Origin of the sequence: Pigmentiphaga sp. GD03639 (genome assembly GCF_029845405.1) — a bacterium.
GTDB lineage: Bacteria > Pseudomonadota > Gammaproteobacteria > Burkholderiales > Burkholderiaceae_B > Pigmentiphaga > Pigmentiphaga daeguensis.
This window is the reverse complement of record NZ_JAOCLR010000011.1, coordinates 1-22,641: the sequence shown is the minus strand read 5'-3', so window position 1 is coordinate 22,641 and position 22,641 is coordinate 1. Positions and strand designations below refer to the sequence as shown.

Here is a 22,641-nt window from a genome sequence, read left to right as displayed (position 1 = left end):
CACGCTGACTTATGTTCGAAATTCTCGTCTACCTCTTCGAGAACTACTACACGCCGGAAGCGTGCCCGGACCCGGAAACGCTGGCGCGCAAGCTTGCCGCCGCCGGCTTCGAAGACGATGAAATCGACGACGCTCTGACCTGGCTGTCCGGGCTTGCCGAATCCACTCATCGTTGTGTCGATCTCGCCCTTGTTCCCAGTAGCGGCTGTCGTATCTACGCCGAGGCCGAGTATCGCCAGCTCGGATCGGAAGCGATCGGCTTCATCGCCTTCCTGGAGTCGGCGGGCGTGCTGTCGTCCCCCCTGCGCGAGATCGTGATCGACCGCGCCTTCGCGCTGGGCGAGGCCCCCGTGCCCCTGGACAAGCTCAAGATCATCGTCCTGATGGTGCTGTGGAGCCAGGAAACCGAGATCGACAACCTGATCCTGGAAGAACTGCTGGAAGACGGCAGCGCCCGGCAGCTGCATTAGCCCCCCTACGCGCTGACGCGTGCCCAGTATGGTGAGCCCCCAAGGGGGCCGGGGGTTGTTTTCGATGGAAACAAGTCTTAATCCGGGGCGCTTCGAAAGGCGGAGCCGGCGTTTTTTGGCTTGGTGGGCATAGGCCCGACTTGCGCTGCTTAAAAATCCCCCCGTATCATCCGGCGCTTTGACGCACTATTTGTTCGCGTCGGCTCCGTCAACTGGAAGTCAATGGGCAAAACTCTGATCATCGCCGAGAAACCTTCGGTCGCGCTGGACATTTCCCGCGCGCTGGGCGGGTTCAAGCGCGAAGGCGATTATTTCGAAAGCGACGACTACGTGCTTTCGTCCAGCGTCGGGCACCTGCTCACCCTCGTGGCGCCCAACGATCCGGTCAAGGGCAAGTGGAGCTTCACCCATCTGCCGGTGATTCCTCCCGAGTTCGAGCTGGGGCCGGCCGACAAGCGCTCGGAAGAGCGCCTGCGCCTGCTGGTGCGGCTGATCAAGCGCAAGGACGTGGACGCCCTGATCAACGCCTGCGACGCGGGACGCGAAGGCGAGTTGATCTTCCGCTACATCGCCCAGTACGCAAAGACCAACAAGCCCATCAAGCGGCTGTGGCTGCAATCGATGACGCAGCAGGCCATCCGCGACGCCTTCGCCGACCTGCGCTCGGACGCCGCGCTGCAGCCACTGGAAGCCGCGGCGCGCTCGCGCGCCGAGGCCGACTGGCTGGTGGGCATCAACGGCACGCGGGCGATGACGGCCTTCAACAGCAAGGACGGCGGCTTCTTCAAGACCACGGTGGGCCGGGTGCAGACGCCCACGCTGGCCATCGTGTCCGAGCGCGAGGAGCGCATCCGCCAGTTCGTGCCGCGCGACTACTGGGAAGTGCGCGCGCAGTTCGTCGCCGCCGCCGGCCTGTACGAGGGCCGCTGGTTCGACCCCAAGCACGTCAAGGATCCGCAGGACCCCGAGAAGCGCGAATCGCGCCTGTGGAGCAAGGCCGCCGCCGAGTCGGTCGTGGCGGCCTGCCGCGAGCGCACGGGTTCGGTCACGGAAGAATCCAAGCCGTCCACCCAGTTGTCCGGACTGCTGTACGACCTGACCACGCTGCAACGCGAGGCCAACTCGCGCTTCGGCTTCTCGGCCAAGACCACGCTGGCGCTGGCCCAGACCCTGTACGAACGCCACAAGGCGCTGACCTACCCGCGTACCGACTCGCGCTACCTGCCCGAGGACTACCTGGGCACGGTGCGCCAGACCATGCAGACGCTGGCCGCCAGCCGGCCCGGCTATGCGCCGTTCGCCTCGAAGATCCTGGACAGCGGCTGGGTCAAGCCCAATCGCCGCGTGTTCGACAACAAGAAGGTGTCGGACCACTTCGCCATCATCCCGACGCTGCAGGCACCGCGCGAGTTGAGCGAGGCCGAGGCCAAGCTGTACGACCTGGTGGTCAAGCGCTTCCTGGCGGTGTTCTTCCCGGCGGCCGAATTCCTGGTGACGACCCGGATCACCGAGGTCGCGGGCCACCATTTCAAGACCGAGGGCAAGGTCCTGGTCAATCCGGGCTGGATGGCCGTCTACGGCCGCGACGCGCAGGGCGAGGACGCCAACCTGGTGCCGGTCGCCCCTGGCGAGCAGGTGCGTACCGAGGAAGTCGAGGCCGTGGGCCTGGTGACCAAGCCGCCCGCCCGCTACACGGAAGCGACGCTGCTGTCGGCCATGGAAGGCGCGGGCAAGCTGGTCGACGACGAAGAGCTGCGCGAGGCCATGTCCGCGCGCGGCCTGGGTACGCCGGCCACGCGCGCGGGCATCATCGAAGGGCTGATCAACGAACTCTACCTGCGCCGCGAAGGCCGCGAGCTGGTGCCCACCGCCAAGGCGCGCCAGTTGATGACGCTGCTGTCGGGCCTGGACGTGGACGAGCTGACCTCGCCCGAGCTGACCGGCGAGTGGGAGCACAAGCTGTCGCAGATCGAACGCGGCCAGTTGGCGCGCGAGGCCTTCATGCGCGAGATCGCGCAGATGACCCAGGTCATCGTCAAGCGCGCGAAGGAATACGACCGCGACACCGTGCCTGGCGACTATGCCACCCTGACCACGCCGTGTCCGAAATGCGGCGCCGTGGTCAAGGAGAACTACCGGCGCTACGCCTGCACCGCCTGCGATTTCTCGATCAGCAAGCACCCGGGCGGGCGCACCTTCGAACTGCAGGAAGTCGAGGAATTGCTGGCCAAGCGCGAGATCGGCCCCCTGAACGGCTTCATCAGCAAGATGGGCCGACCCTTCTCGGCCATCCTGCGCATCACCGACGACTACAAGCTGGAGTTCGACTTCGGCCAGGCCGACGAGGAATCCTCCGAAGCCGTGGACTTCTCCGGCCAGACGCCGGTGGGCCCGTGCCCGAAATGCGGCTCGAACGTGTTCGAACACGGCATGAGCTTCGTGTGCGAGAAGTCGGTCGGGCCGCAACGTTCGTGCGACTTCCGCTCGGGCAAGGTCATCCTCCAGCAGGAAATCACGGCCGAGCAGATGGCCAAGCTGCTGACCGAAGGACGCACCGACCTGCTGCAGAACTTCGTCTCCAGCCGCACCAATCGCAAGTTCAAGGCCTTTCTGGTCCGGCAGCCCGATGGCAAGATAGGCTTCGAGTTCGAGCCGCGCCCCGCCAAGGGCGGCAAGGCGGGCGAGGATGCGCCGGCGGCCCGGAAGACGGCGGCAAAGAAAGCCGCCGGCCAGGACGAAGCCGTCGCGGCGCCGGCGAAGAAGGCCCCCGCCAAGAAGGCGGCGGCCAAGAAGGCCGCGCCGCGCAAGACCGCCGCCAAGAAAGCCCCCGCGAAGAAAACCGCCAGGAAGGCGGCCGCGAAGACCTCCAGCTGAGCCGTAGAGCCCAATGACCGTCAAGAAGAAAACGCCCTCACGGGCGCGCAAGTCTCCTGTTGCCGAGCAGCCCGCCGAGGATCGCGTGGACGTCGATCCCGGCCCCGGCGGCAAGCCCTGGTATGTCGTGCGCCGCTCGCGGGTGCATGGAACCGGTGTGTTCGCGGCCCGCAAGATCCCCGCCGGCACCCGTGTCATCGAGTACGCGGGCGAACGCATCAGCGCGGCCGAAGCCGACCGCCGCCACCCGGTCAATCCCGAGGATCCGTACCACACCTTCTTCTTCGCGCTGGAAAGCGGCAAGGTGATCGACGGCGGCAGCCAGGGCAACGATGCGCGCTGGATCAACCACGCCTGCGAGCCCAACTGCGAAGCGGAGGAAACGGACGATGGCCGCGTCTTCATCGTCTCGCAGCATCCCATCGAACGCGGCGAAGAGCTCAATTATGACTACGGCCTGGTCATCGACGAGCGCATCACGCCGACGTTGAAGAAGAACTATCAGTGCTTGTGCGGCGCCGACTCGTGCCGGGGCACGATGCTGGCGTTGAAGCGGCGCAAGAAGAAAGCCTGAGGGCGGGAACCGGGCGGCGGCGCCGCCCGGTCCGGCCGGTCAGTTGTAGTCGCCGACCCGCATCGCCTGGGAGTCGCCGCCGTTGCGGGACACTACCGAGCCGTTCACGACGCGCACCGGATCGCCGCTGCGCCACGGATAGGCCGAGGCGCTATGGAAAGTGCGCACGCTGCCGTCGTCCATCCTGACGGTCATCTCGTACTGCGTCGAGTTGCGCACACGCTTCTCGACCTCGTTGCCCGCGTAGGCGCCGCCCAGGGCCCCCAGCACCGTCAGCGCGGTACGGCCGCTGCCGCCACCGAACTGGTTGCCGACCACGCCACCCACGACACCGCCGCCGACCGCGCCCAGGCCCGTTCCCTGGCCCTGGACCTGCACGGCGCGCACGCTCTCGACCGTTCCGCAGTTGCCGCAGGTGGCCGCCACCGGCCGCGCCGGTTCGCGATAGACCGGGGCAGGGCGGCTGGCGGCGCGCGTCGGCGCGGCACGCTCGGCCGCGGCCTGCTTCGCCGGAGCCGGCGCATGGGCCGAGGCCTTGCCGAAATCCCGGCCACCGGCCGGGGCGGACGCTTCGGTCAGCTCTTGCGTGGGGGCCGACTTGGCCAGCGGCGAGGGCAGCAGTCCGGTCAGGACGCCCACGCCGACGGCGGCCAGGACGATGATGCTGATGGCTGCGGCGGCCACCAGCGGATGCAGCGCGACGGCTCCCCGCATGCTGCGATGCGCGCGCGCGAAGGCGGCGTCGATGGGGATTCGGGAACCGGAAGAAGTACCGGAAAACATGGCGTCACTCCGCTCGTAAGGTTCACGTAAGTTACCTCCAAGCGGCCTTCCATGTTGTTTCGCGGCGTGGCGGGATCTCGCGCTTTCTGTATCGGAATTGACCGAATGTTTCCGCCCCCGGCTGGCAAAGTCTGCCAGAATGGTCCGCATGGAAATCACCCTGACCGAACTCGAGGACGCAATCAATTTCTGGCGCACGCGCAAGCCTTCGACGAGCGAAGCGTGCGTGCTGTGCGCCGAGGCCGCGGCGCTGGCGGGCCCCTATGCCGCCATGATCATGCATCACCTTCCCGCGCTGGACGAGGCGGCCATGCCCGAACCGGCGCGGGCGGCCCTCGCGGCCTGGCGGCAGGCGCGCCAGGCCGTGGCCCGGGTCAAAGGCTGACGCGGGCGGCTTCGGCCGGGGAAGCGACCAGGGATACGGGCGCGAACGCGCCCAGGCTGACCTTCATGGACAGCGCGGCCTCCAGCGTGAACGCACCGTCGGCCACCAGTTCCAGCACCTCTTCCGGCGATACCGTACGCAAGGCGACCACTTCGCCGTCCTGGTTCTCGGGCACGACCTCGGGCCCCAGGACGGTATCGACCACGGTCACGTGCTCGACCTGGTAGCCCTCGGGCAGAACCCGGCGCACGGTGAACTGGCCGCTGCGCCGGCCGTCCTTCAGGTGATGGGGCAACAGGCCGGCCTCTTCCCAGCTTTCCCTGAGCAGGGCCGATTCGGGGGTTTCCGCGGCGCTGACCAGCCCTCCCACGAGGGTATCCCACATGCCGGGATCGGTGGTCTTGGTGAACGACCGCTGGGCGATCCACAACTGCCCGCTGTCGGTCCAGGCGTTCAGGTGGACGGCATGGGTGGCGATGCCCAGGGGCCGCACGGATGCCCGCTCGATCACGCCCAGGACGGTGCCGTCCTCGGCCACCACGTCCAGCAGTTCGTTGCGCCAGCCGTTGAGCCGGCCGGCTTCGGAAAGCGCCGTGGCGACACGCGCCAGCAGCTCGCTGACGGCCTGGGCGCGCCCGGCCGAGGCCGGCGTGCCCGCCAGCTCGGGCAGCAGGTGCACCACGCCGGGTTCCAGCAGTATTTCGCCCGGAAAGGCGGCCAGCCAGCGCGGCACGTCGTGCGCCACCCAGCCGCAATCATGGCCGGCGATGCGCAGTCGCAGGGAGTCCGGCGGGGGATCGACCTGAGCACGAGCCGATATGGAGTCGAATACGTTCATCCAGATATCGTGAATATGCAACACAGCAAGCCCCCATTGTGCCGGAAGTCCGGATGGGACGCCCGGCACCCCGGCGTAAGCGAAGGTGAACCCGGTTGCCTCGGGTAAGATGCCGGCGCTCGCACCGCACCCAAGGAAGAGGAAGACCATGACCGATCACCCCCGTATCTGCATCGTCGGCGCCGGAGCGATAGGCGGCCTCGTCGCCGGACGCCTGGCCCAGGCCGGCAACGACGTTTCGCTGCTGGCCCGCGGCCGCACGCTGGAAGCGCTGCGCCGGCACGGCCAACGGCTCGACTCGGCGGGCAAGCTCGTCGCCTCGCCGGTCCGGGCCAGCGACGACGCCCGGGCGCTGGGCCCGCAGGACGTCGTCGTCATCACCGTCAAGGCACCGGCCCTGCCGGAGATCGCACGGGCCATCCGTCCGCTGGTCGGCGCCAACACAGTCGTGATCCCGGCCTTGAACGGCATCCCCTGGTGGTTCTTCCTGGACGCCGGCCTGCCCCTGGGCGGCACGCGCCTGCGCAGCGTCGATCCGGACGGCGGCATCGAGGCCAGCCTGCCGGCGGACCAGGTGCTGGGCGCCGTGGTCTTCGCGTCGGCCTCGACCCCCGAGCCCGGCCTGACCCTGCACGCCTCGGGCAACCGCATCGTGCTGGGCGAGCCGAAGGGCGGGTCGAGCGAACGCGCCCGCGCCGTGGCCGGGCTGTTCACGCGGGCGGGCTTCGATGCCCCCGCCAGCGAGAACGTGCGCGCCGACATCTGGACCAAGCTGCTGGGCAATGCCTGCTTCAACCCCGCCAGCCTGCTGACGGGCGCCTATACCGACGACATGATCGACGATCCCCGCCTGCACGCCATGTTCGTGGCCATGATGGACGAGGCGCTGGCGCTGGGCACCCGGCTCGGGCTGCCGGCCCAGGTCGAGTCGCGCGACCGCATCGCCTTCACCCGGGGGCTGGGCCACATCAAGACGTCGATGCTGCAGGACGTGGAGGCGGGCCGGCCGGTGGAGATCGACAGCATCCTGGGCGCGCTGGTCGAGACCGCCGCGGCGGCCCGATTCTCCACGCCGACCCTGGATACCGTCTACGCGCTGGCGCGCATGCGCGCCGCGGCCCTGGGGCTGTATCCGGCGTAGCCGGCCCTTGCCCAACTTTTCTATAGGCGAAAAATACCAAAACATCGCTTGAACCCCAGCCGCCCGCGCCGCATCCTGCCACCCTAGATAGAGTAAGCACGGAGAGCCGGCGCACGGCGGCATGCGATGTCCATTTCCAGCGAAACCATCAGGTCGGTCACCTCGTCCTTGTACGAGTGGTCGCTGAAGAAAGTCCCGGACGACACCAAGCGGGTGCTGGCCCAGGCGCAGCAGCGCGAGACGGTCCAGCTCGGCAGGCAGACGCTGCGCATCATGCTCGAAAGCGCCGAGGCCGCCGAGTCCGAAAGCCACCTGGTCTGTTCGGACGTGGGCGTGCCCACCTACATGATCCGCGTGGGCACGGGCGTGAGTTTCGAAGGCAACGTACGCCAGGCCATCGTCGACGGCTTCGCCGACCTGGTCGCGCGCGCGGACCCGCCCATCCTGAAGATGGTGACCAATCCGCTGACCCTGCAACGCAGCTACGAGGGCAAGAACATGCCCCTGGTCACCTTCGACATGGTCGACGGCGCGGACTACATGGAGATCGTCTGCGCGCCCAAGGCCATGGGCACGGGCCGCTGGGAAGCCATCGAGACCTTCGTCTACCCGTCGCTGGAGACCATCGAGAAATACGTGCTCGACACCGTGCTCAAGGCCGGCTCGCAGCCCTGTCCGCCCATCGTCGTGGGCGTGGGCATAGGCGGCACCTTCGACTACGCGGCCAAGATGGCCAAGGAGTGCGTCCTGCGCCCCTTCGGCCAGACCAATCCCGAGCCCGTCCTGGCGGCCATGGAACAGCGCCTGCTCAAGGCCATCAACGACACCGGCTTCGGGCCCATGGGCACGGGCGGCGACACCACCGCCATGGCGGTGCACATCGACTATTCGGCCAGCCACGGCTTCATGCCCGTGGCCGTGGCCTTCAACTGCTGGATCAACCGGCGCACCTGTGCCCGCATCTACCAGGACGGCACGGTCGAACGCCTGGAATAGCGGCAACGGAGACGAGCATCGTGAATACCCATCGCCTGACCTTGCCGGCAAGCGCGGACGACATCGCCCGTATCCAGGCCGGCGACCTGGTCTACCTGACCGGCGACATCGTCGTCACCATCGGCCTGCCTACGCACCAGCGCATGATCGACTACGCCCGCGAGGGCAAGCCGCTGCCGGTGGACGTGCACGGCGGCGCCTTCCTGCACCTGAGCTCGTACAACCGCGAGAGCGACACGCCCTCGGGCTACGAGGCCCTGTACATGAACCCCACCACCAGCACGCGCTACGACGCGCTCATGCCGCCGCTGATCCGGGCCTACGGCCTGCGCATCGTGGGCGGCAAGGGCGGACTGGGCGAGGAAAGCGTGCAGGCCATGCGCGAGACGGGCTGCATCTACCTGTCCTTCCTGGGCGGCGGCTGCACGCTGCTGGCCCGCGCGATCCAGGAAGTGGTGTCCGTGCACTGGGAAGACTACATCTCGCAATTCCGCCTGGTGACCTTGCGCGTCAAGGACCTGGGCCCCGCCACGGTGGGCATCGACGCCCACGGCAACAGCCTCTACCGACAGCTGCGCGAGAACGTGCAGCAGCGGCTGCCTGGCATTCTCGAAGAACTCGACCGGCACCGCGCGGATTCCACGCACTGAGTGCGGCAATCTTCTTCATTACGACAGATCGGAGACCCCATGAAGAATCATCGACTTCTCGCCTGCGCCACCGCCATCCTGGCCCTGGGCGCCACCGCCGCCCACGCCAAGGACGACGCCGCGTCATGGCCTACCCGGCCGGTGCGGCTGATCGTGCCGTTCCCGGCCGGCGGCAGCACCGACGTGGTCGCGCGCCTGATCGCCGAGCGGCTGGGCCAGAAGCTCGGCCAGCAGTTCGTCGTGGACAACCGTCCGGGCGCGGCCGGCAACATCGGCACCGACCAGGTCGCCAAGGCCTCTCCCGACGGCTACACGCTCACGCTGACGACCTCCGGGCCGCTGGCCAACAACAAGTACCTGTACAAGTCCATGCCGTACGACCCGGCCAAGGACCTGACCCCCATCGTGCTGGTGGGCGAGATCCCGCTGGTGGTCGTGTCCACCGACAAGACCCCGGCCAAGAACCTGAAGGAATTCATCGCGCTGGCCAAGGCCGCGCCGGGCAAGTATTCCATCGGCAATCCGGGCAACGGCACCATCGGGCACCTGGCCTATGAACTGCTGCGGCACAATACCCGGACCGACTTCCTGGGCGTGCCGTACAAGGGCGACACGCCGGCCATGACGGACCTGCTGGGCGGCTCCATCCAGGCCATCGTCGCGCCCATCACGGCCTTCATCCCGCAGATCCAGAGCGGCAAGATGAACGGCCTGGCGGTGACCTCCAAGAAGCGTTTCCCCGGCACGCCCGACGTGCCCACCGCGGTCGAGCAGGGCTTCGACGTCGAGGCCTCGGTCTGGTTCGCCGTCGCGGGCCCCGCCGGCATGCCGCGTCCCATCGTCGACAAGCTCAACCGCGAGATCAACCTCGTGCTGAACTCGCCCGAGGGCCGGGCCAAGCTCGAGCAGTTCGGCGCGGTCGTGGGCGGCGGTTCGCCCGAGCAGCTGGATTCGCTGATGAAGGTCGAAAGCGCGAAGTGGAAGCGGATCATCGAGGACGCCAACATCAAGTTGGATTAGCCCCCCTACGCGCTTCGCGCGCCCCCCACAGGGGGGCGGCACTGGCGGACCGGCAAAGCCGGATCCGCTGTGCCCTGGGTCTTGTGAGTTCTTCTTGGATTGGGGCACGGGTTTTCGGGGTAGTTTCCGCCCCATGGAGTGTTGAATGAGCGGTTTCGTTACGTTGAAGACCGAGGGCATGAGCACCGAGGAGGCCTATCGGCTGATCGTGGGCTGCGTGGCGCCCCGGCCGGTGGCGTGGATCACCACGCAGGATGAATCGGGACGGGTCAATGCCGCGCCGTTCAGTTCGTACAACTACGTGGCGCACAGCCCGCCGATGCTGGCGGTGAACATCGGCTCGCGCAAGGGCGAGTTGAAGGACACGGCACGCAACATCGTCGAGACGCGCGAGTTCGTGGTCAACGTGGCCACGGAAGCGACGCTGGAGCTGATGCATGCGTCGGGCGCGGACTACCCGCCCGAGATCGGCGAGCCCGAGGCGCTGGGCATCGAGCTGGCGCCCAGCACGGTGGTGCGGCCGCCGCGCATTCCCGCCACGCCGATCCAGATGGAATGCCGGCTCGAGCACGTGCTGCCGCTGGGACGAGGCCTGAACACGCTCTACATCGGCGAAGTGGTGGCCTTCCATCTGTCCGAGGCCATATTCAACGGCCGGCACATCGATGCCGTGGCGATGCGGCCCATCGCCCGGCTGGGCGGACCGTACTACGCGGGGCTGGGCGAGATCTTCCATCGGCCGATGCTGCAGGCGCCGCCTGTGTGACCCCCCATGGGAAGCCCACCCCCTACGCCCTTCGGGCGCCCCCTCAAGGGGGCGATGCGAGTGGACCGGCGAAGCCGGATCCACCGCATCCTGGGTCTGGGTAAGGATGTCTTGGTGCGAAGCACCACTTTTTTGCGTTGATCCTGGGCGCCGCGGATCCGGCTTTGCCGGTCCGCCAGCGCCGCCCCCTTGAGGGGGCGCCCGAAGGGCGTAGGGGGTGGGACTTTTTTTAAGGAATGTTGATGACGGGTTCATCTGGGGATTTCAGCCGGTCGGTGCAGGCCGGGACGTTCATCAAGACGGTGTCGCCGCACGTGGTGGAGATACTGGGGACGACGGCGCTGGATTTCGGGGTGCTGGATGCCGAGCACGCGCCGTTCGACCGGGCGGCGCTGGACTTGATGATGATGGCCGGACGGGCCGCGCGCCTGCCGCTTTTCGTGCGGGTGGCCGACTACGAGGCCGCGACCATCCTGTCGACGCTGGACCTGGGCGCGGCGGGCATCGTGGTGCCGCACGTCGACAGCGCCGAGCAGGCGGAACTGATCGTCTCGCGCGCCCGCTACAAGGGTGGCGTGCGGGGCTTTTCCAGCTCGCCCCGGGCGGCCGGCTACGGGACCATGACCTACAAGCAGGCCCAGGAAGCGGGCGACCAGACGCTGGTGATGTGCCAGATCGAAAGCGTCGAGGGCCTGGCCAACGTGGAAAGCATCGCCGCCGTTCCCGGCGTGGGCGGACTGTTCGTGGGACGCGCGGACCTGGCCCTGTCCATGGGCCAGGAAGGCTCGCGCAGCCCGGCGGTGCTGGAAGCCACCGCCCGCATCGTCCGCGCGGCGCTGGCCGCCGGCAAGATCGCCGCGATGTTCGTGGCCAACGCCGCCGAGCGCGACGAGTTCGCCGCGCAAGGCGTGACCTGGTTCGTGATCGGATCCGACCAATCCCTGCTGCGCCAAGGCGCGCAATCGGTTGCCGTGGCAGGCGACCGGTCGCACGGCTGACGCGGCTCCCTCTCAAGCAAAGGTGAAGTCCATGACTGTCCAACAACCGCGGCCCGCGACCTATGCCGCGCACTACGACACCGCTCCGCAGCAACAGCAGGCCGGCGCGCGCACCTGGCTGACCCGGGGCGCCAACTTCGTCGTCGCCGTCTCGCAGGTCGAGGCGGGAGCCGTGCTGGCGCGCGAGGCCAACCCCGACGAATACTTCGTCTTCGTGCACACCGGCGGCGCGCGCATCCAGGCGGGTTCCGAGCAGGTCGACGCCGCTCCCGAGACCGTGACCATCGTTCCGCCGGGTGCGAGCCGCGTCGAGGCCACCGCCGCGGGCACCATCGTGCGCGTGTTCTCCAACCGCGCCTCGGACCTGGCGCAGGCTTCGGTCAACCAGGAGATCTACGCCGACGGCGCGCCCGAAGTCGCGCCGCTGGTGCCATGGCCCGATCCCCCCGCCGGCTTCAAGCTGCGCCACTACGTGCTGGCCGAGCACGTGCGGCCCGACAGCAACATGCGCATCTTCCGCAGCACCAACCTGATGGTCAATTTCCTGGCCAAGCGCCTGGTGCCGCGCGACGTGCACAAGCTCAGCCCGCACACCCACGCCGACTTCGAACAGGCCTCGCTGGCGATCCAGGGCACTTACGCGCACCACCTGCGCTGGCCGTGGACGCCGGACATGGACATGTGGAAAGAGGACGAGCACGTCGAAATCGGCAGCCCGTCCGTCACGGTCATTCCCGCGAAGGTGCTGCATACCAGCCGCAACGTCAGCCAGGGCGATTGCTGGCTGATCGACATCTTCGGCCCGCCGCGCATGGACTTCTCCAGCAAGCCGGGACTGGTCTGCAACGCGGACGAGTACCCCATGCCCGCGCCCGCCACGGCCGCCGCGGCCTAGAGCCTGGCGAGGTCCTCCGAGATGCCGCGGGAGACCTCCTGCAACTGTTCCAGGTATCGCTCGACGACCTGTTCGTTGGTGAGCGTGGAGGCGAACCACGTCATGCCGAACGAGGCCACCACATGCTTGCCGTCGAACACCGGCACGGCCAGGGTGCCGGATACCGGGCGCACGGCGGGATCGCGCAGCGCGTAGCCCTGCGCGCGCGTGATCTCTATCATCCGCCTGACCGCCTCCCGGTCCTGCGCCGGCTCGTCCTCGGGGTTCTTCGATTGGCGCAGCAGCGCGAGTATGGTCTCGCGCTCATCCTCTTCGCAGAAGGCCAGGTAGGCCCGGCCGATGGCGCGGCTGACCAGGCTCAGGCGCATGTTGATGGTCGAATGCAGCAGCGACAGCGGCGAATGGGGAATGGTGCTGTAGCGCACCACCATGGCATCGGTATCGAACACGGCGATGGCCAGCGGCCACTTGATGGCCTCGGTCAGCGCGTCCAGGCGCGGCCGGGCCGCTTCGACGATGCGCGGCTCGCTGTGATAGCCCGACGACAGCGTATTGACCAGCGACGTCAGGTAGTACGCCCCGTACTGCGGCGCATGGCGCACCAGTCCCTTGGACGCGAGCGACTCAAGAAGACGTATCAGCGATGGCTTGGGGATGCCCGTCTGCTTGTACAGTACGTCCAGGGTCGATACCGGCTGGCGGTTCAGGGCCTGCAGCAGTTCGATGGCACGGACAACGGCTTGGACGGGCGGAAAGGAAGGCACGCGGACCTCCGTACGGAAAGGACGCCGGCCGGCGATTATCGCATTGCCGGATGCGTTCCAACCTCCGTACGGCCGTCCTGGTGAAAATCAGCGGCGGGCGCCGCCCTTCACGAACACGCGCTTGCCGGTGTCATGCCAGACCGCGCGCTTTTCCTCTTCGGTCAGCAGGACCGAGGCGTCGATCATGCGCTGGACCATTTCCTTGTAGGTGCCCGACGAGGTGCCGATGTCCGAGCCCCACATGATGCGGTCGGCACCGAACAGGTCGACCGCGCGGCGCAGCACCTGCTCGGCCGGCACGTCGGCCTCGCGGTACTCGTCCAGATTGATCGAGGTGAACTTGAAGAAGATGTTGTGCTCGTGCGCCAGCTTCTCGAAGCGCTCGTCCAGGCCGAAGTGTTCCTCGGTGGCCTCGGGCTCCAGCAGGTGGTCCAGCACGATGCGCACGTTCGGATAGCGGCGCGCCAGTTCGATGATGGTCGGCACCGACGGACCGCCGCCGCCCACCGCCAGCACTTCCAGGTCGATCACCAGGCCGAACTCCTCGGCCACGTCCCAGGTCTTGAGCGCCTGCGGCGAATTCAGCCACGGCATGCTGCCATCGGGCTGGCGGCCGCCGAACAGGCGCACGCCCGCCAGGCCGTTCTTCTCGATGTAGCTGCGCACCAGGCCCGGCGTGCCGGCATCCTCGGCGTCCAGGATGACCACCGCCGAGAAGATGTCGGGATGGGCGTCGGACGAATCCAGGATGTAGCTGTTGTCGTAGCGGTAGATCATGCGCTTCTGCACGGCCACCGCGCCGTCGACGTTTTCTTCCTTCATCCAGACCAGCATGCGCGCCACGTCGGGCACTTCGTTGATCGGATTGGGGCCGTGCTTGCCGCCCGGCTTGCCGATCACGCCCGGGGCGCGCGGCGGCGCGTCGGCGGCGCGCTTCATGGGATTGCGCGGATAGCGCACCTGGTCATCCGCCACCAAGTGGGCGTGCGAATCGAACAGCAGCGGGCGAGTGCCGGCGGCCGACGGGGCTTGCTTGTCTTGGGTCATATCGAAAACTCTACGTGTTTACAGCGGGGACTTTATCGCCAGCCTGCCCCCTCCGCACCCGATATTCTCGAACTTTTCGGTGTCCGAAAACTTGTGGCCGAACAGGAATCGGGCCCATTCAAACAAAAATTTAAAAAAAGCGATTCAAATTTCTGTTTGAATCGCCGATACTACGCCGGACTACTGGATCCTCCATCGTGAACCTGCTCGACGACGACACCTCCACCCGCTCCCGCATCGTGCTGGCCGCCCTGCGCGTCTTCGCCACCCGGGGGTTCGAGGCCGCCTCGCTGCGCGAGATCACGTCCGCCGCCCAGGTGAACATCGCCGCCATCCACTACCACTTCGGCTCCAAGGACGCGCTGGTGCAGGAAGTGCTGCGCGTGGTGTCCGAGCCCATCAACCGCATGCGGCGCGAGGCCCTGGCCCGGGTGCCGGCGCACCGCGAACCGACGATGGAAGAAGTCGTGGAAGCGCTGATCGCACCGCCCGTGCGGCTGAGCTTCGACGCCACCGGCGAATGGCGGCTGCTGATCCGGTTGCTGATCCAGGCCCGCGCGGTGCCCCGCGCCAGCACGAACGCCGCGATCTTCGAGCAGTACGACGCGCTGGCGGCCGACTTCGTCGACGCCCTGATGGCCGCCCAGCCGTCGCTGGGCCGCGAGGAAGCCTACTGGCGCTACGCCTTCGCCATCGGCGCCATGATGTACATCGTCAGCGACGCCGACGAGACCTATCACCGCCTGCATCGCATCTCCGGCGGGCTGTGCGACACCGACGACCCCGAACGCATCGTCGCCCAGCTCGTCGCCTTCATCGCCGCCGGCATGCGGGCAGCCGCCCCGGCCGGCACACCGCTGTGACTTCCCTCCGGATACACGACATGACCCGCCGCATCATCGACCTGTCGGTCGCCCTCGAAGACAAGCCCACTTCGCCGGCGCACCACCGCCCCCAGATCAGCTACGTCGACCACGACCAGTCCTGGGAACTCTTCTCCAAGCTCTTTCCCGGCATCGGCCCCGACGACCTGCCCGAGGGCAAGGCCTGGGCGGTGGAGCGGGTTTCGCTGTCGACCCACGCCGGCACCCACATGGACGCGCCGTGGCACTACCACCCCACGACCGACCATGCGCTGCAGGAAGGCGGCCGGCCCGCGCCCGGCATCGACGAAGTCCCGCTGGACTGGTGCCTGAAGCCCGGCGTCAAGCTCGACTTCCGCCACATGGAAGCGGGCTACGTGGTCACGCCCGCCGACATCCAGGCCGAGCTGAAGCGCATCGGCCATACCCTCCAGCCGCTGGACATCGTCGTGGCCAACACCCGCGCCGGTGCGCGCTACGGCCAGGAGGACTATTGGGAAAGCGCCTGCGGCTTCGGCCGCGCCGCCACGCTGTGGCTGCTGGAGCAGGGGGTACGGGTGGTCGGCACCGACTCCTACAGCTGGGACCCCGCCTTCAAGTTCGTGGTCGAGCGCTACGAGCGCGACCGCGACCCTTCCATCATCTGGGAAGGCCACAAGGCGGGGCGCGACATCGGCTACTTCCAGATGGAGAAGCTGACCAACCTGGACCAGTTGCCGTCCCACGGCTTCACCATCAGTTGCTTCCCCATCAAGATCAAGCACGGATCGGCCGGCTGGTGCCGCACCGTCGCCATTCTCGATTGACCCGCGAGGCGCGCGACGCCTCGTCCAAGACAACGATCCCGGAGACTCCCCATGACCTTCCTTTCCTGCGCCCGCCTGGGCGCCGCCCTCGCGCTGGCCGCCTGCGCACTGCCCGCCGCCGCGCAGGCTCCTGCCTCGTACCCCGACCGGCCCGTCCACGTCGTCGTGCCGTTCCCGCCGGGCGGCATCGTCGACAACGTCACCCGCAACCTGGGCGCGCGCCTGTCGGCCGCGCTGGGCCAGACCTTCATCGTGGAGAACAAGGCCGGAGCCGGCGGCTCGATCGGCGCCGCCCACGTCGCCAAGGCCGCGCCCGACGGCTACACCCTGCTGGCCGCCTTCGACACCCACGCCGTCAACCCGCTGCTATACAAGCTCAGCTTCGACTCCGACAAGGACCTTGCGCCGGTCGCCTTGATCGGCACCTCGCCGCTCATCCTGGTCGTCCATCCCTCGGTGCCCGCCCGGACCGTGCCCGAACTGGTCGCGCTGGCCAAGGCCAAGCCCGACGCGCTGAACTACGCCTCCACCGGCGCCGGCAGCTCCAACCAGCTGACCGCGGAACTGTTCAAGGCCACCGCCGGTGTCGAGATGAACCACGTGCCCTACAAGGGCGGCGCACCCGCCATCACCGACGTGCTGGGCGGCCGGGTGCAGGTCATGTTCGTCAGCGCCAGCTCGGTACTGGCCCATATCAAGGCCGGCAAGATGCGGGCCCTGGCCGTCACCACCCGAGAACGCATCCCGGCCCTGCCCGACGTGCCGTCCATCAGCCAGTTCTACCCCGATTTCGAGGCCCGCTCGTGGATAGGCCTGCTGGCTCCGGCCGGCACGCCCCCCGCCACCGTCTCGCGCCTGAACGCCGAGGTCTACCGCGCCTTGCAGACGCCCGAGATGCGGACGTTCTTCGACGCCCAGGCCATCCAGCCCGGCAGCGGGTCGCCCGAGCAATTCGGCGCATTCCTGCGGAACGAGACCAAAAAGTGGGGCGAAATCATCAAAAAACAGGACATCCGGGTGGAATGAGACTGCCGGGAAACCCGCGTGGCGCAAGACCCACGCGGGCGGCTTGCAAGTTTTGAGAATATTATCAATAATTAATCTCATTACGACGTCCACTGCGGCGCCCAACCGCGCCGCAACGAGTTCCGCCATGTACGTTTGTGTCTGCAACGCCATCACCGAACGCCAGATCCGCAGCAGCGTGGAAGCTGGCGCGACTACCCTGGCCGACCTCCAGTTCGACCTGGGCGTGGCGACCTGCTGCGGCTCCTGCGCCGACACCGCCTGCCAGTACCTGCCGGCCGGCGCCAGCGCCTGCGAGCACGCCTACGAAGCGTCCATCTCGGCCGCCAACGGCCGCACCGAAGCCACCGAACTCCCCCCGCCCCGCGCCACGACGCGCCGCTTCCCCATCCACGTCGTCGCCGCCAAGGCGGCGTAGGGGGCCCCCCCTACGCCCTTCGGGCGCCCCCCAGGGGGCGATGCGGGTGGACCGGAAGGGAAACCCACCCCCACGCCCTTCGGGCGCCCCCTCAAGGGGGCGATGCGGGTGGACCGGCAAAGCCGGATCCACCGCATCCTGGGTCTAGTGGGGCTGCCTTGGGACGTAGCACTGTTGCTATCGCTGGCAGCCGGCGGTAGCTACGCTAATTCAATCCAAGAAACGCATGCTAGCCCCAGGAAACCGCGGATCTGGCTCCGCCAGTCCGCCGGTTTCGCCCCCTGGGGGGCGCCCGAAGGGCGTAGGGGGGATCCTATTCATTCTCATTGTCACTTTCCTAGGCCATTACGGGCGGACGTACGGCCTGCTTGCCTGGCGTCAACAATGCTAACCTTGCCGGATCCATGAATTCTGCAGGGGAAAGAACATGAAAGGCGACAAGACCGTCATCCAATACCTCAACAAGCAGCTCACCAACGAGCTGACCGCCATCAACCAGTACTTCCTGCATGCGCGCATGCTCAAGCACTGGGGCCTGGGCAAGATGGGCAAGCACGAGTACGACGAGTCCATCGAGGAAATGAAGCATGCCGATCGCCTGATCCAGCGCATCTTCATGCTGGACGGACTGCCCAACCTGCAGGACCTGCACAAGCTGCTGATCGGCGAGAACGTCCCGGAAATCCTGGAATGCGACCTGAAGCTGGAGCTGTCCTCGCAGGTCGTGCTCAAGGAAGCCATCGCCCACTGTGAAAGCGTGCGCGACTACGTGTCGCGCGATCTGCTGCAAGACATCCTGGACGACACCGAAGAACACATCGACCACCTGGAGACCCAGATCGGCCTGGTGGACCAGGTCGGCATCCAGAACTACCTGCAATCGCAGATGGACGAGCAGGGCTGATTCCCCACCCCGCCCGCAGCAAAGCCCCGCCACGCGGGGCTTTTTGCTTTATGCGCGTTCCCGGCTTCACGGAACGCGTCTTGCTGCCCGGTTGGCTTACTTCGACAGGAGACCGCCATGGCCACCGTTCAGGGCAGCAACCCGCTTTCCAAACATACCGACGACGTCCTCAAGGACGAGAACCGCAGGATGCCGGCGGCGGAACTGCCGCGCGAGGACAAGGACAAGCCGGCCGCCGGCGGCGGCGACGAGTTGAACGTGGATGAGCTGGAGGAAGCGGAACGCGGCGGCCCGCCCCGTTCAGGCGGCGGGCCGGACTGAGCGCGGCGTCAGTTATTGCCCGTCGCGGGGCATTCGGCGATGCGGCCCCAGCGATTATCGGTGTTGCAGTATTTCCACCGGGCTTTCTCGTTGCAGATGACCCGGCCGACGACGCCCTGGGAAGCGCAGCGCGCCAGTTCGGCTCGCAGCGACTGGATCCAGGGCTCCTGGCCGCCGGCCGCGTCGGCTCCGGCCACCACGGTGGCGACCTGCTGCGAAGGCGGCTCGACGATGATGCGCGGAGACTGGGCGGCCGCCGGGGGCTCGGCCAGGTGGGCGGGCAGGGGGCTGCCCGGGTTCACCGTCTGCATGTCGGGCGCGATGGTCGAAAGCAGGGTATCGGGCTGCGGTTGATCGGCCGCGGATACCAGGGGAATGGGCGCGCTCGGCTGCACCGGGCGCGATGGGACGCCGCGCGAGCCATCCACCCTGGGTTGCGGGGGTTCGGGCAGGTAGGTTTCCTGGTCCACCGCCGCCACCGGCGCTTCGCCCGGGCGCCCCTGGGCCACGGGCACGGGCGCCTCGGCCGCGCGGTCGACGGGAGCATTCCAGGACAACCAGAGCCCGAACAGCACTCCCACCACCACGACCATCGCCACGAAGGCCAGGCCCATCAAAATGCGGTTACGCATGTGTACACCTCTTCACTGTGGACCGGCGGCCCCGCCGGTCCCCATGCCCGGGTGGGCCGTCAGGCGAAAGCGGAATCGCCCACCCTGGTCTGGAACACCTGTCCCCCGTGCTCGCGCAGGGCATGGAACTGCACGTTGGGATAGAGCTCCTGCGCCACCCGCAGCTGCGCCGACGATCCGATCAGGAAAGCGGGCGCCTCGACTACATCGTAGGCGATGTGCTGCATGTTGGCGTCCATGAACTTCTTCAGGTCCTTGGGGTTCTCGGCCGTGATCCAGCGCGCCATCGAATAGCGCGCCGGCAGCATGCGCGCGGCCACGCCGTATTCGGTCTTGAGCCGATGCGCCACGACCTCGAACTGCAGCTGGCCGACGGCCCCCAGCAGCAACGGGCCTCCGGCCACCGGCCTGAACACCTGGATGGCGCCTTCCTCGCCCAGCTGGGTCAGGCCCGTGCGCAACTGCTTGGTGCGCAGCGGATCGGCCACCTCCACCGCCTGGAACAATTCGGGCGCGAAGAAGGGCAGTCCGGTGAACTGCAGCGCCTCGCCTTCGGTCAGCACGTCGCCCAGTTGCAGCACGCCGTGGTTCGGAATGCCGATGACGTCGCCGGCATAGGCCTCGTCCAGCAGCTCGCGCCGCTGCGACAGGAACGAGACCACGTTGTTGGGCCGCGTTTCCTTGCCGGTGCGGCAGACCTTCAGCCGCATGCCGCGCTCGAAACGGCCCGAGCAGACGCGCACGAAAGCCACGCGGTCGCGATGGGCCGGATCCATGTTGGCCTGCACCTTGAAGACCACGCCGGTGAATTTCGGTTCATCGGGCTGGACCTCGCGCTGCAGCGCATGGCGCGGACCGGGCGCGGGCGCCTGCTCGACCAGCGCGTCCAGCACTTCCTGCACGCCGAAGTTGTTGATGGCCGAGCCGAAGAACACGGGCGTCTGCTTGCCGGCCAGGAACTCGGCCTGGTCGAACGGCGGCGCGGCGCCTTCGATCAGGTCGATCTCGCCGCGCGCCTGCTCGAACGCCGCGCCGAAGCGGCGCGCGATCTCGGGGTTGTCCAGCCCGTCGATGATTTCGTCGTGCTGCTCGCTCAGCCTGTCGCTGCCGGCCTTGAAGACCCGCATCCGGTCGCGCCGGATGTCGAACACGCCGCCGAAGGACTTGCCCATGCCGACCGGCCACGCGAAGGGCACGGCATCCATGCCCAGGTGGGACTCGATCTCGGACAGCAGCTCCAGCGGCTCGCGCACCTCGCGGTCCATCTTGTTGACGAAGGTGATGATGGGCGTATTGCGTGCCCGGCACACCTGCAACAGCCGGATGGTCTGCGGCTCGACGCCGTTGGCCGCGTCGATCACCATCAGCGCCGCATCCACGGCCGTCAGCACGCGGTAGGTATCTTCCGAGAAGTCCTGGTGGCCCGGGGTGTCGAGCAGGTTGATGACGGTATCGCGGTATTCGACCTGCATGACCGAGGACGCCACCGAAATGCCGCGCTGCTTCTCGATCTCCATCCAGTCGGACGAGGCGTGCCGCGAGGCCTTGCGTGCCTTGACGCTACCGGCGATCTGGATCGCGCCGGCGAACAGCAACAGCTTTTCGGTCAGCGTGGTCTTGCCCGCGTCGGGGTGGGAAATGATGGCGAAGGTGCGTCGCCGGGCGACTTCGGAAGATATGGTCATCGCGCGGAATTTTAACCGGAGACGGGATCGGGCGCTTGATCCGTCCGGCCGCCACGGCAGCAAGCGCCGTGCCGCGGCGGCTCGGCTCCGCCCACCGCGCATTTAGTCCTATTCAATACTCCAACTTGATTTTAGTCTCAAATGGTATTAATCTGGGCTGCATGCACGACACAGGAAAGCATCATGGCCATTCCTGCTTCCAAGACCCCTGAACTGACCAGCCAGGCCGCCACCGACGCGGCCCTGCGCACCTTTTTCCGGATCGCCCAGGCTTGGCAGCTCAATGCCGAAGAGTCGGCCACCCTGCTGGGCGTCCCGCGCTCGACCATGTTCCGCTGGAAGACCGGCCGCGCGCCCGCGCCGCTGCCGCGCGACACGCTCGAACGCCTGTCGCTGGTCTTCGGCATCTACAAGGCGCTGCAGGTCCTGTTGCCCGTCCCCGAACGCGCCGACGCCTGGCTGCGCCGCCCCAACGACGCGCCCCTGTTCGGCGGCCGGCCGGCCCTGGAACGCATGCTCACCGGCATGACCAGCGACCTGTACGTGGTGCGCACCTATCTCGATGCCCAGCGGGGGGGCTGGACATGACGCCTGCCGTTGCCGAGGTGCAATGGACGCCCTGCCACCGGCTCGTCCCCAGCCGCTTTCCGCCCGCCGGCCTGTACGACCGGGTGGCCGATCCGGCCGACCTGGGCGTGGTGTTCGCCATCGAGAACCTGACCAATCCGCGCGTGCGCGACGAAGCCGGGAACCTGCGCCTGGTCCCGCCGGAAGACCGCATTTCCGGTCCGGGCACCACCCCCATCATGGCGGCCTTCACCCATCTGAATCCGGCCGGCAGCCGCTTCACGGACGGCACCTGGGGGGTGTACTACGCCGGGGAAAGCCTGGAAACCGCCGTGGCCGAGACCATGCACCACCGCGCCCGTTTCCTGGCCGCGACGCACGAGGCCGCCATCGAGATCGACATGCGCCACTACCTGGCCGACCTGGCCGCGCCGCTGCACGACCTGCGCGGCCTGCGGCCGGCCTTGCCCGCCATTTACGATCCGGACGACTACACGGCCAGCCAGGCGCTGGCCCGCCAGCTCCGGCTGGCGGGCAGCTGGGGCGTGGCCTACGACAGCGTCCGCCGCCCCGGCGGCCAATGCGCGGCGGTGTTCCGGCCGCGCGGCCTGTCCCGCTGCCGCCAGTCCCAGCACATTGCGTTCGTCTGGGACGGCCACCGCATGAGCGGGTGGTATTCCAAGTCGGCATTGCGGTCGGTCTGATTTTTCAAGCCTCGTTCCACCGGCCGCCCGGGCTGCCTGCCCCGTGCCCGGCCTTGTGGCTCGCGGGTTTCCTGGCTGCTGCCGCCGGTCCACTGATGGGAATCGATTATTGGCGCAATTTCGATTTTCGAATATGGTTACGTCGAACGCGGGGCGCTGATATCGTCACAATTGGTATCAAGCGCAGCAGATCGCGGCGTGCGGCCGCAACGCAGTACGGATATCCGCGCTAGGGCACCGTGCCCTGGCGCGCAAGACCTCATTCCTTATCCGGAGGAACACGACAATGAAAATACGTTTGTGGGGTTGTGTACTGGGCATGGCGCTGAGCGGCACGGCCGCGGCGCAGACCCCGTTGAAGATCGGTTTCGTGGGCGAGATGTCGGGTCAGCAGGCCGAATACGGACTGCAGATGAGCAACGGCGCCAAGCTGTTCCTGCAGGAGCACGGCGACGTGGTGGCCGGGCGCAAGATCCAGCTCATCATCAAGGACGTCGGGGGCCCGAACCCCGAG

25 protein-coding genes and 1 pseudogene are annotated in these 22,641 nt (G+C 67.5%); 20 read left to right on the top strand and 6 right to left on the bottom strand.

The window, feature by feature from the left end; genetic code table 11:
- Positions 1–11 precede the first annotated feature (11 nt).
- From N5K27_RS13835 to N5K27_RS13825, 3 genes are all read left to right on the top strand, one after another.
- Complete coding sequence (locus tag N5K27_RS13835) at positions 12–470, top strand: DUF494 domain-containing protein (RefSeq protein WP_087838878.1); 459 nt, start codon at positions 12–14, stop codon at positions 468–470.
- Between the two features lie 222 nt (positions 471–692).
- Complete coding sequence (locus N5K27_RS13830) at positions 693–3,344, top strand: DNA topoisomerase III (protein ID WP_132979705.1); 2,652 nt, start codon at positions 693–695, stop codon at positions 3,342–3,344.
- Between the two features lie 13 nt (positions 3,345–3,357).
- The gene (locus N5K27_RS13825; RefSeq protein WP_132979704.1) at positions 3,358–3,918 is read left to right on the top strand and encodes an SET domain-containing protein-lysine N-methyltransferase; all 561 of its coding nucleotides are present in this window, start codon (positions 3,358–3,360) and stop codon (positions 3,916–3,918) included.
- Between the two features lie 39 nt (positions 3,919–3,957).
- On the opposite strand, the gene N5K27_RS13820 is transcribed toward N5K27_RS13825, so the two are convergent.
- Positions 3,958–4,701: a glycine zipper 2TM domain-containing protein gene (locus N5K27_RS13820; protein ID WP_279817175.1), complete on the bottom strand. Its 744-nt coding sequence runs from the start codon at positions 4,699–4,701 to the stop codon at positions 3,958–3,960.
- A 148-nt stretch (positions 4,702–4,849) separates the two neighbouring features.
- Here N5K27_RS13820 and N5K27_RS13815 point away from each other — a divergent pair, with 148 nt between their 5' ends.
- The gene (locus N5K27_RS13815; protein WP_087839102.1) at positions 4,850–5,086 is read left to right on the top strand and encodes a DUF3717 domain-containing protein; all 237 of its coding nucleotides are present in this window, start codon (positions 4,850–4,852) and stop codon (positions 5,084–5,086) included.
- Here the strand turns inward: N5K27_RS13815 and N5K27_RS13810 are convergent.
- On the bottom strand, positions 5,076–5,924 hold the full coding sequence (locus N5K27_RS13810) for a DUF4743 domain-containing protein (protein ID WP_087838881.1): 849 nt from the start codon (positions 5,922–5,924) through the stop codon (positions 5,076–5,078). The two genes, N5K27_RS13815 and N5K27_RS13810, sit on opposite strands and share 11 nt — an antisense overlap.
- Before the next feature lie 148 nt (positions 5,925–6,072).
- Between N5K27_RS13810 and N5K27_RS13805 the strand changes: the two genes are divergently transcribed.
- The 7 genes from N5K27_RS13805 (at position 6,073) to N5K27_RS13775 (ending at position 12,390) form a co-directional block, all read left to right on the top strand.
- Positions 6,073–7,065 (top strand): 2-dehydropantoate 2-reductase, encoded by a 993-nt coding sequence (locus N5K27_RS13805; RefSeq protein WP_132979703.1) that lies wholly within the window; start codon positions 6,073–6,075, stop codon positions 7,063–7,065.
- A gap of 126 nt (positions 7,066–7,191) precedes the next feature.
- A complete protein-coding gene (locus N5K27_RS13800; RefSeq protein ID WP_087838883.1) occupies positions 7,192–8,061 on the top strand; it encodes a fumarate hydratase in 870 nt (289 codons plus the stop codon).
- A gap of 20 nt (positions 8,062–8,081) precedes the next feature.
- Positions 8,082–8,711, top strand: coding sequence for a fumarate hydratase C-terminal domain-containing protein (locus tag N5K27_RS13795; RefSeq protein ID WP_242621344.1), 630 nt, complete (start codon positions 8,082–8,084; stop codon positions 8,709–8,711).
- Between the two features lie 39 nt (positions 8,712–8,750).
- On the top strand, positions 8,751–9,731 hold the full coding sequence (locus tag N5K27_RS13790) for a tripartite tricarboxylate transporter substrate binding protein (RefSeq protein ID WP_087838884.1): 981 nt from the start codon (positions 8,751–8,753) through the stop codon (positions 9,729–9,731).
- A 145-nt stretch (positions 9,732–9,876) separates the two neighbouring features.
- A complete protein-coding gene (locus N5K27_RS13785) occupies positions 9,877–10,497 on the top strand; it encodes a flavin reductase family protein (RefSeq protein WP_132979702.1) in 621 nt (206 codons plus the stop codon).
- Between the two features lie 242 nt (positions 10,498–10,739).
- A complete protein-coding gene (locus tag N5K27_RS13780; protein WP_279817169.1) occupies positions 10,740–11,495 on the top strand; it encodes an aldolase/citrate lyase family protein in 756 nt (251 codons plus the stop codon).
- A gap of 31 nt (positions 11,496–11,526) precedes the next feature.
- Positions 11,527–12,390, top strand: a complete 864-nt coding sequence (locus N5K27_RS13775; RefSeq protein WP_087838887.1) for a hypothetical protein — start codon at positions 11,527–11,529, stop codon at positions 12,388–12,390.
- On the opposite strand, the gene N5K27_RS13770 is transcribed toward N5K27_RS13775, so the two are convergent.
- Both N5K27_RS13770 and N5K27_RS13765 read right to left on the bottom strand, forming a co-directional pair.
- A complete protein-coding gene (locus N5K27_RS13770; protein WP_087838888.1) occupies positions 12,387–13,154 on the bottom strand; it encodes a DNA-binding transcriptional regulator in 768 nt (255 codons plus the stop codon). The genes N5K27_RS13775 and N5K27_RS13770 overlap by 4 nt on opposite strands.
- A gap of 87 nt (positions 13,155–13,241) precedes the next feature.
- Positions 13,242–14,201 carry an amidohydrolase family protein gene (locus N5K27_RS13765; RefSeq protein ID WP_087838889.1) on the bottom strand — a complete coding sequence of 320 codons (960 nt, stop codon included), beginning with the start codon at positions 14,199–14,201 and terminating at the stop codon, positions 13,242–13,244.
- A gap of 197 nt (positions 14,202–14,398) precedes the next feature.
- Between N5K27_RS13765 and N5K27_RS13760 the strand changes: the two genes are divergently transcribed.
- The 6 genes from N5K27_RS13760 to N5K27_RS13735 all read left to right on the top strand — a co-directional run bounded on the left by N5K27_RS13760 (position 14,399) and on the right by N5K27_RS13735 (position 18,539).
- The gene (locus tag N5K27_RS13760) at positions 14,399–15,064 is read left to right on the top strand and encodes a TetR/AcrR family transcriptional regulator (protein WP_165963138.1); all 666 of its coding nucleotides are present in this window, start codon (positions 14,399–14,401) and stop codon (positions 15,062–15,064) included.
- A 20-nt stretch (positions 15,065–15,084) separates the two neighbouring features.
- Positions 15,085–15,870, top strand: a complete 786-nt coding sequence (locus tag N5K27_RS13755) for a cyclase family protein (protein WP_087838891.1) — start codon at positions 15,085–15,087, stop codon at positions 15,868–15,870.
- 51 nt (positions 15,871–15,921) lie between these two features.
- Positions 15,922–16,896: a tripartite tricarboxylate transporter substrate binding protein gene (locus N5K27_RS13750; protein WP_279817160.1), complete on the top strand. Its 975-nt coding sequence runs from the start codon at positions 15,922–15,924 to the stop codon at positions 16,894–16,896.
- Between the two features lie 127 nt (positions 16,897–17,023).
- On the top strand, positions 17,024–17,314 hold the full coding sequence (locus tag N5K27_RS13745; protein ID WP_279817157.1) for a (2Fe-2S)-binding protein: 291 nt from the start codon (positions 17,024–17,026) through the stop codon (positions 17,312–17,314).
- Between the two features lie 427 nt (positions 17,315–17,741).
- Positions 17,742–18,218: a bacterioferritin gene (gene bfr, locus N5K27_RS13740; protein WP_087838894.1), complete on the top strand. Its 477-nt coding sequence runs from the start codon at positions 17,742–17,744 to the stop codon at positions 18,216–18,218.
- Between the two features lie 117 nt (positions 18,219–18,335).
- Entirely contained in the window at positions 18,336–18,539 is a 204-nt protein-coding gene (locus N5K27_RS13735; protein ID WP_087838895.1) for a hypothetical protein, read from the top strand.
- Positions 18,540–18,547: 8 nt separating this feature from the next.
- Here the strand turns inward: N5K27_RS13735 and N5K27_RS13730 are convergent, their stop codons facing one another.
- Positions 18,548–19,171, bottom strand: coding sequence for a hypothetical protein (locus N5K27_RS13730; protein WP_140416862.1), 624 nt, complete (start codon positions 19,169–19,171; stop codon positions 18,548–18,550).
- A 59-nt stretch (positions 19,172–19,230) separates the two neighbouring features.
- Positions 19,231–20,856 carry a peptide chain release factor 3 gene (locus N5K27_RS13725; protein ID WP_087838897.1) on the bottom strand — a complete coding sequence of 542 codons (1,626 nt, stop codon included), beginning with the start codon at positions 20,854–20,856 and terminating at the stop codon, positions 19,231–19,233.
- A gap of 183 nt (positions 20,857–21,039) precedes the next feature.
- Between N5K27_RS13725 and N5K27_RS13720 the strand changes: the two genes are divergently transcribed.
- From N5K27_RS13720 to N5K27_RS13710, 3 genes and pseudogenes are all read left to right on the top strand, one after another.
- On the top strand, positions 21,040–21,444 hold the full coding sequence (locus N5K27_RS13720; RefSeq protein WP_087838898.1) for an antitoxin Xre-like helix-turn-helix domain-containing protein: 405 nt from the start codon (positions 21,040–21,042) through the stop codon (positions 21,442–21,444).
- Positions 21,441–22,127: an RES family NAD+ phosphorylase gene (locus N5K27_RS13715; RefSeq protein ID WP_279817152.1), complete on the top strand. Its 687-nt coding sequence runs from the start codon at positions 21,441–21,443 to the stop codon at positions 22,125–22,127. The genes N5K27_RS13720 and N5K27_RS13715 overlap by 4 nt, the downstream gene beginning before the upstream one ends.
- Before the next feature lie 286 nt (positions 22,128–22,413).
- Positions 22,414–22,641 (top strand): annotated as a pseudogene (locus N5K27_RS13710) (hypothetical protein); the annotation flags it as partial.

Coding starts and splice junctions, on each gene's coding strand:
- N5K27_RS13835 (WP_087838878.1), top strand. CDS start 12: ATGTTCGAAATTCTCGTCTACCTCTTCGAGAACTACTACACGCCGGAA.
- N5K27_RS13830 (WP_132979705.1), top strand. CDS start 693: ATGGGCAAAACTCTGATCATCGCCGAGAAACCTTCGGTCGCGCTGGAC.
- N5K27_RS13825 (WP_132979704.1), top strand. CDS start 3,358: ATGACCGTCAAGAAGAAAACGCCCTCACGGGCGCGCAAGTCTCCTGTT.
- N5K27_RS13820 (WP_279817175.1), bottom strand. CDS start 4,701: ATGTTTTCCGGTACTTCTTCCGGTTCCCGAATCCCCATCGACGCCGCC.
- N5K27_RS13815 (WP_087839102.1), top strand. CDS start 4,850: ATGGAAATCACCCTGACCGAACTCGAGGACGCAATCAATTTCTGGCGC.
- N5K27_RS13810 (WP_087838881.1), bottom strand. CDS start 5,924: ATGAACGTATTCGACTCCATATCGGCTCGTGCTCAGGTCGATCCCCCG.
- N5K27_RS13805 (WP_132979703.1), top strand. CDS start 6,073: ATGACCGATCACCCCCGTATCTGCATCGTCGGCGCCGGAGCGATAGGC.
- N5K27_RS13800 (WP_087838883.1), top strand. CDS start 7,192: ATGTCCATTTCCAGCGAAACCATCAGGTCGGTCACCTCGTCCTTGTAC.
- N5K27_RS13790 (WP_087838884.1), top strand. CDS start 8,751: ATGAAGAATCATCGACTTCTCGCCTGCGCCACCGCCATCCTGGCCCTG.
- N5K27_RS13785 (WP_132979702.1), top strand. CDS start 9,877: ATGAGCGGTTTCGTTACGTTGAAGACCGAGGGCATGAGCACCGAGGAG.
- N5K27_RS13780 (WP_279817169.1), top strand. CDS start 10,740: ATGACGGGTTCATCTGGGGATTTCAGCCGGTCGGTGCAGGCCGGGACG.
- N5K27_RS13775 (WP_087838887.1), top strand. CDS start 11,527: ATGACTGTCCAACAACCGCGGCCCGCGACCTATGCCGCGCACTACGAC.
- N5K27_RS13765 (WP_087838889.1), bottom strand. CDS start 14,201: ATGACCCAAGACAAGCAAGCCCCGTCGGCCGCCGGCACTCGCCCGCTG.
- N5K27_RS13755 (WP_087838891.1), top strand. CDS start 15,085: ATGACCCGCCGCATCATCGACCTGTCGGTCGCCCTCGAAGACAAGCCC.
- N5K27_RS13750 (WP_279817160.1), top strand. CDS start 15,922: ATGACCTTCCTTTCCTGCGCCCGCCTGGGCGCCGCCCTCGCGCTGGCC.
- N5K27_RS13745 (WP_279817157.1), top strand. CDS start 17,024: ATGTACGTTTGTGTCTGCAACGCCATCACCGAACGCCAGATCCGCAGC.
- bfr (WP_087838894.1), top strand. CDS start 17,742: ATGAAAGGCGACAAGACCGTCATCCAATACCTCAACAAGCAGCTCACC.
- N5K27_RS13735 (WP_087838895.1), top strand. CDS start 18,336: ATGGCCACCGTTCAGGGCAGCAACCCGCTTTCCAAACATACCGACGAC.
- N5K27_RS13730 (WP_140416862.1), bottom strand. CDS start 19,171: ATGCGTAACCGCATTTTGATGGGCCTGGCCTTCGTGGCGATGGTCGTG.
- N5K27_RS13725 (WP_087838897.1), bottom strand. CDS start 20,856: ATGACCATATCTTCCGAAGTCGCCCGGCGACGCACCTTCGCCATCATT.
- N5K27_RS13720 (WP_087838898.1), top strand. CDS start 21,040: ATGGCCATTCCTGCTTCCAAGACCCCTGAACTGACCAGCCAGGCCGCC.
- N5K27_RS13715 (WP_279817152.1), top strand. CDS start 21,441: ATGACGCCTGCCGTTGCCGAGGTGCAATGGACGCCCTGCCACCGGCTC.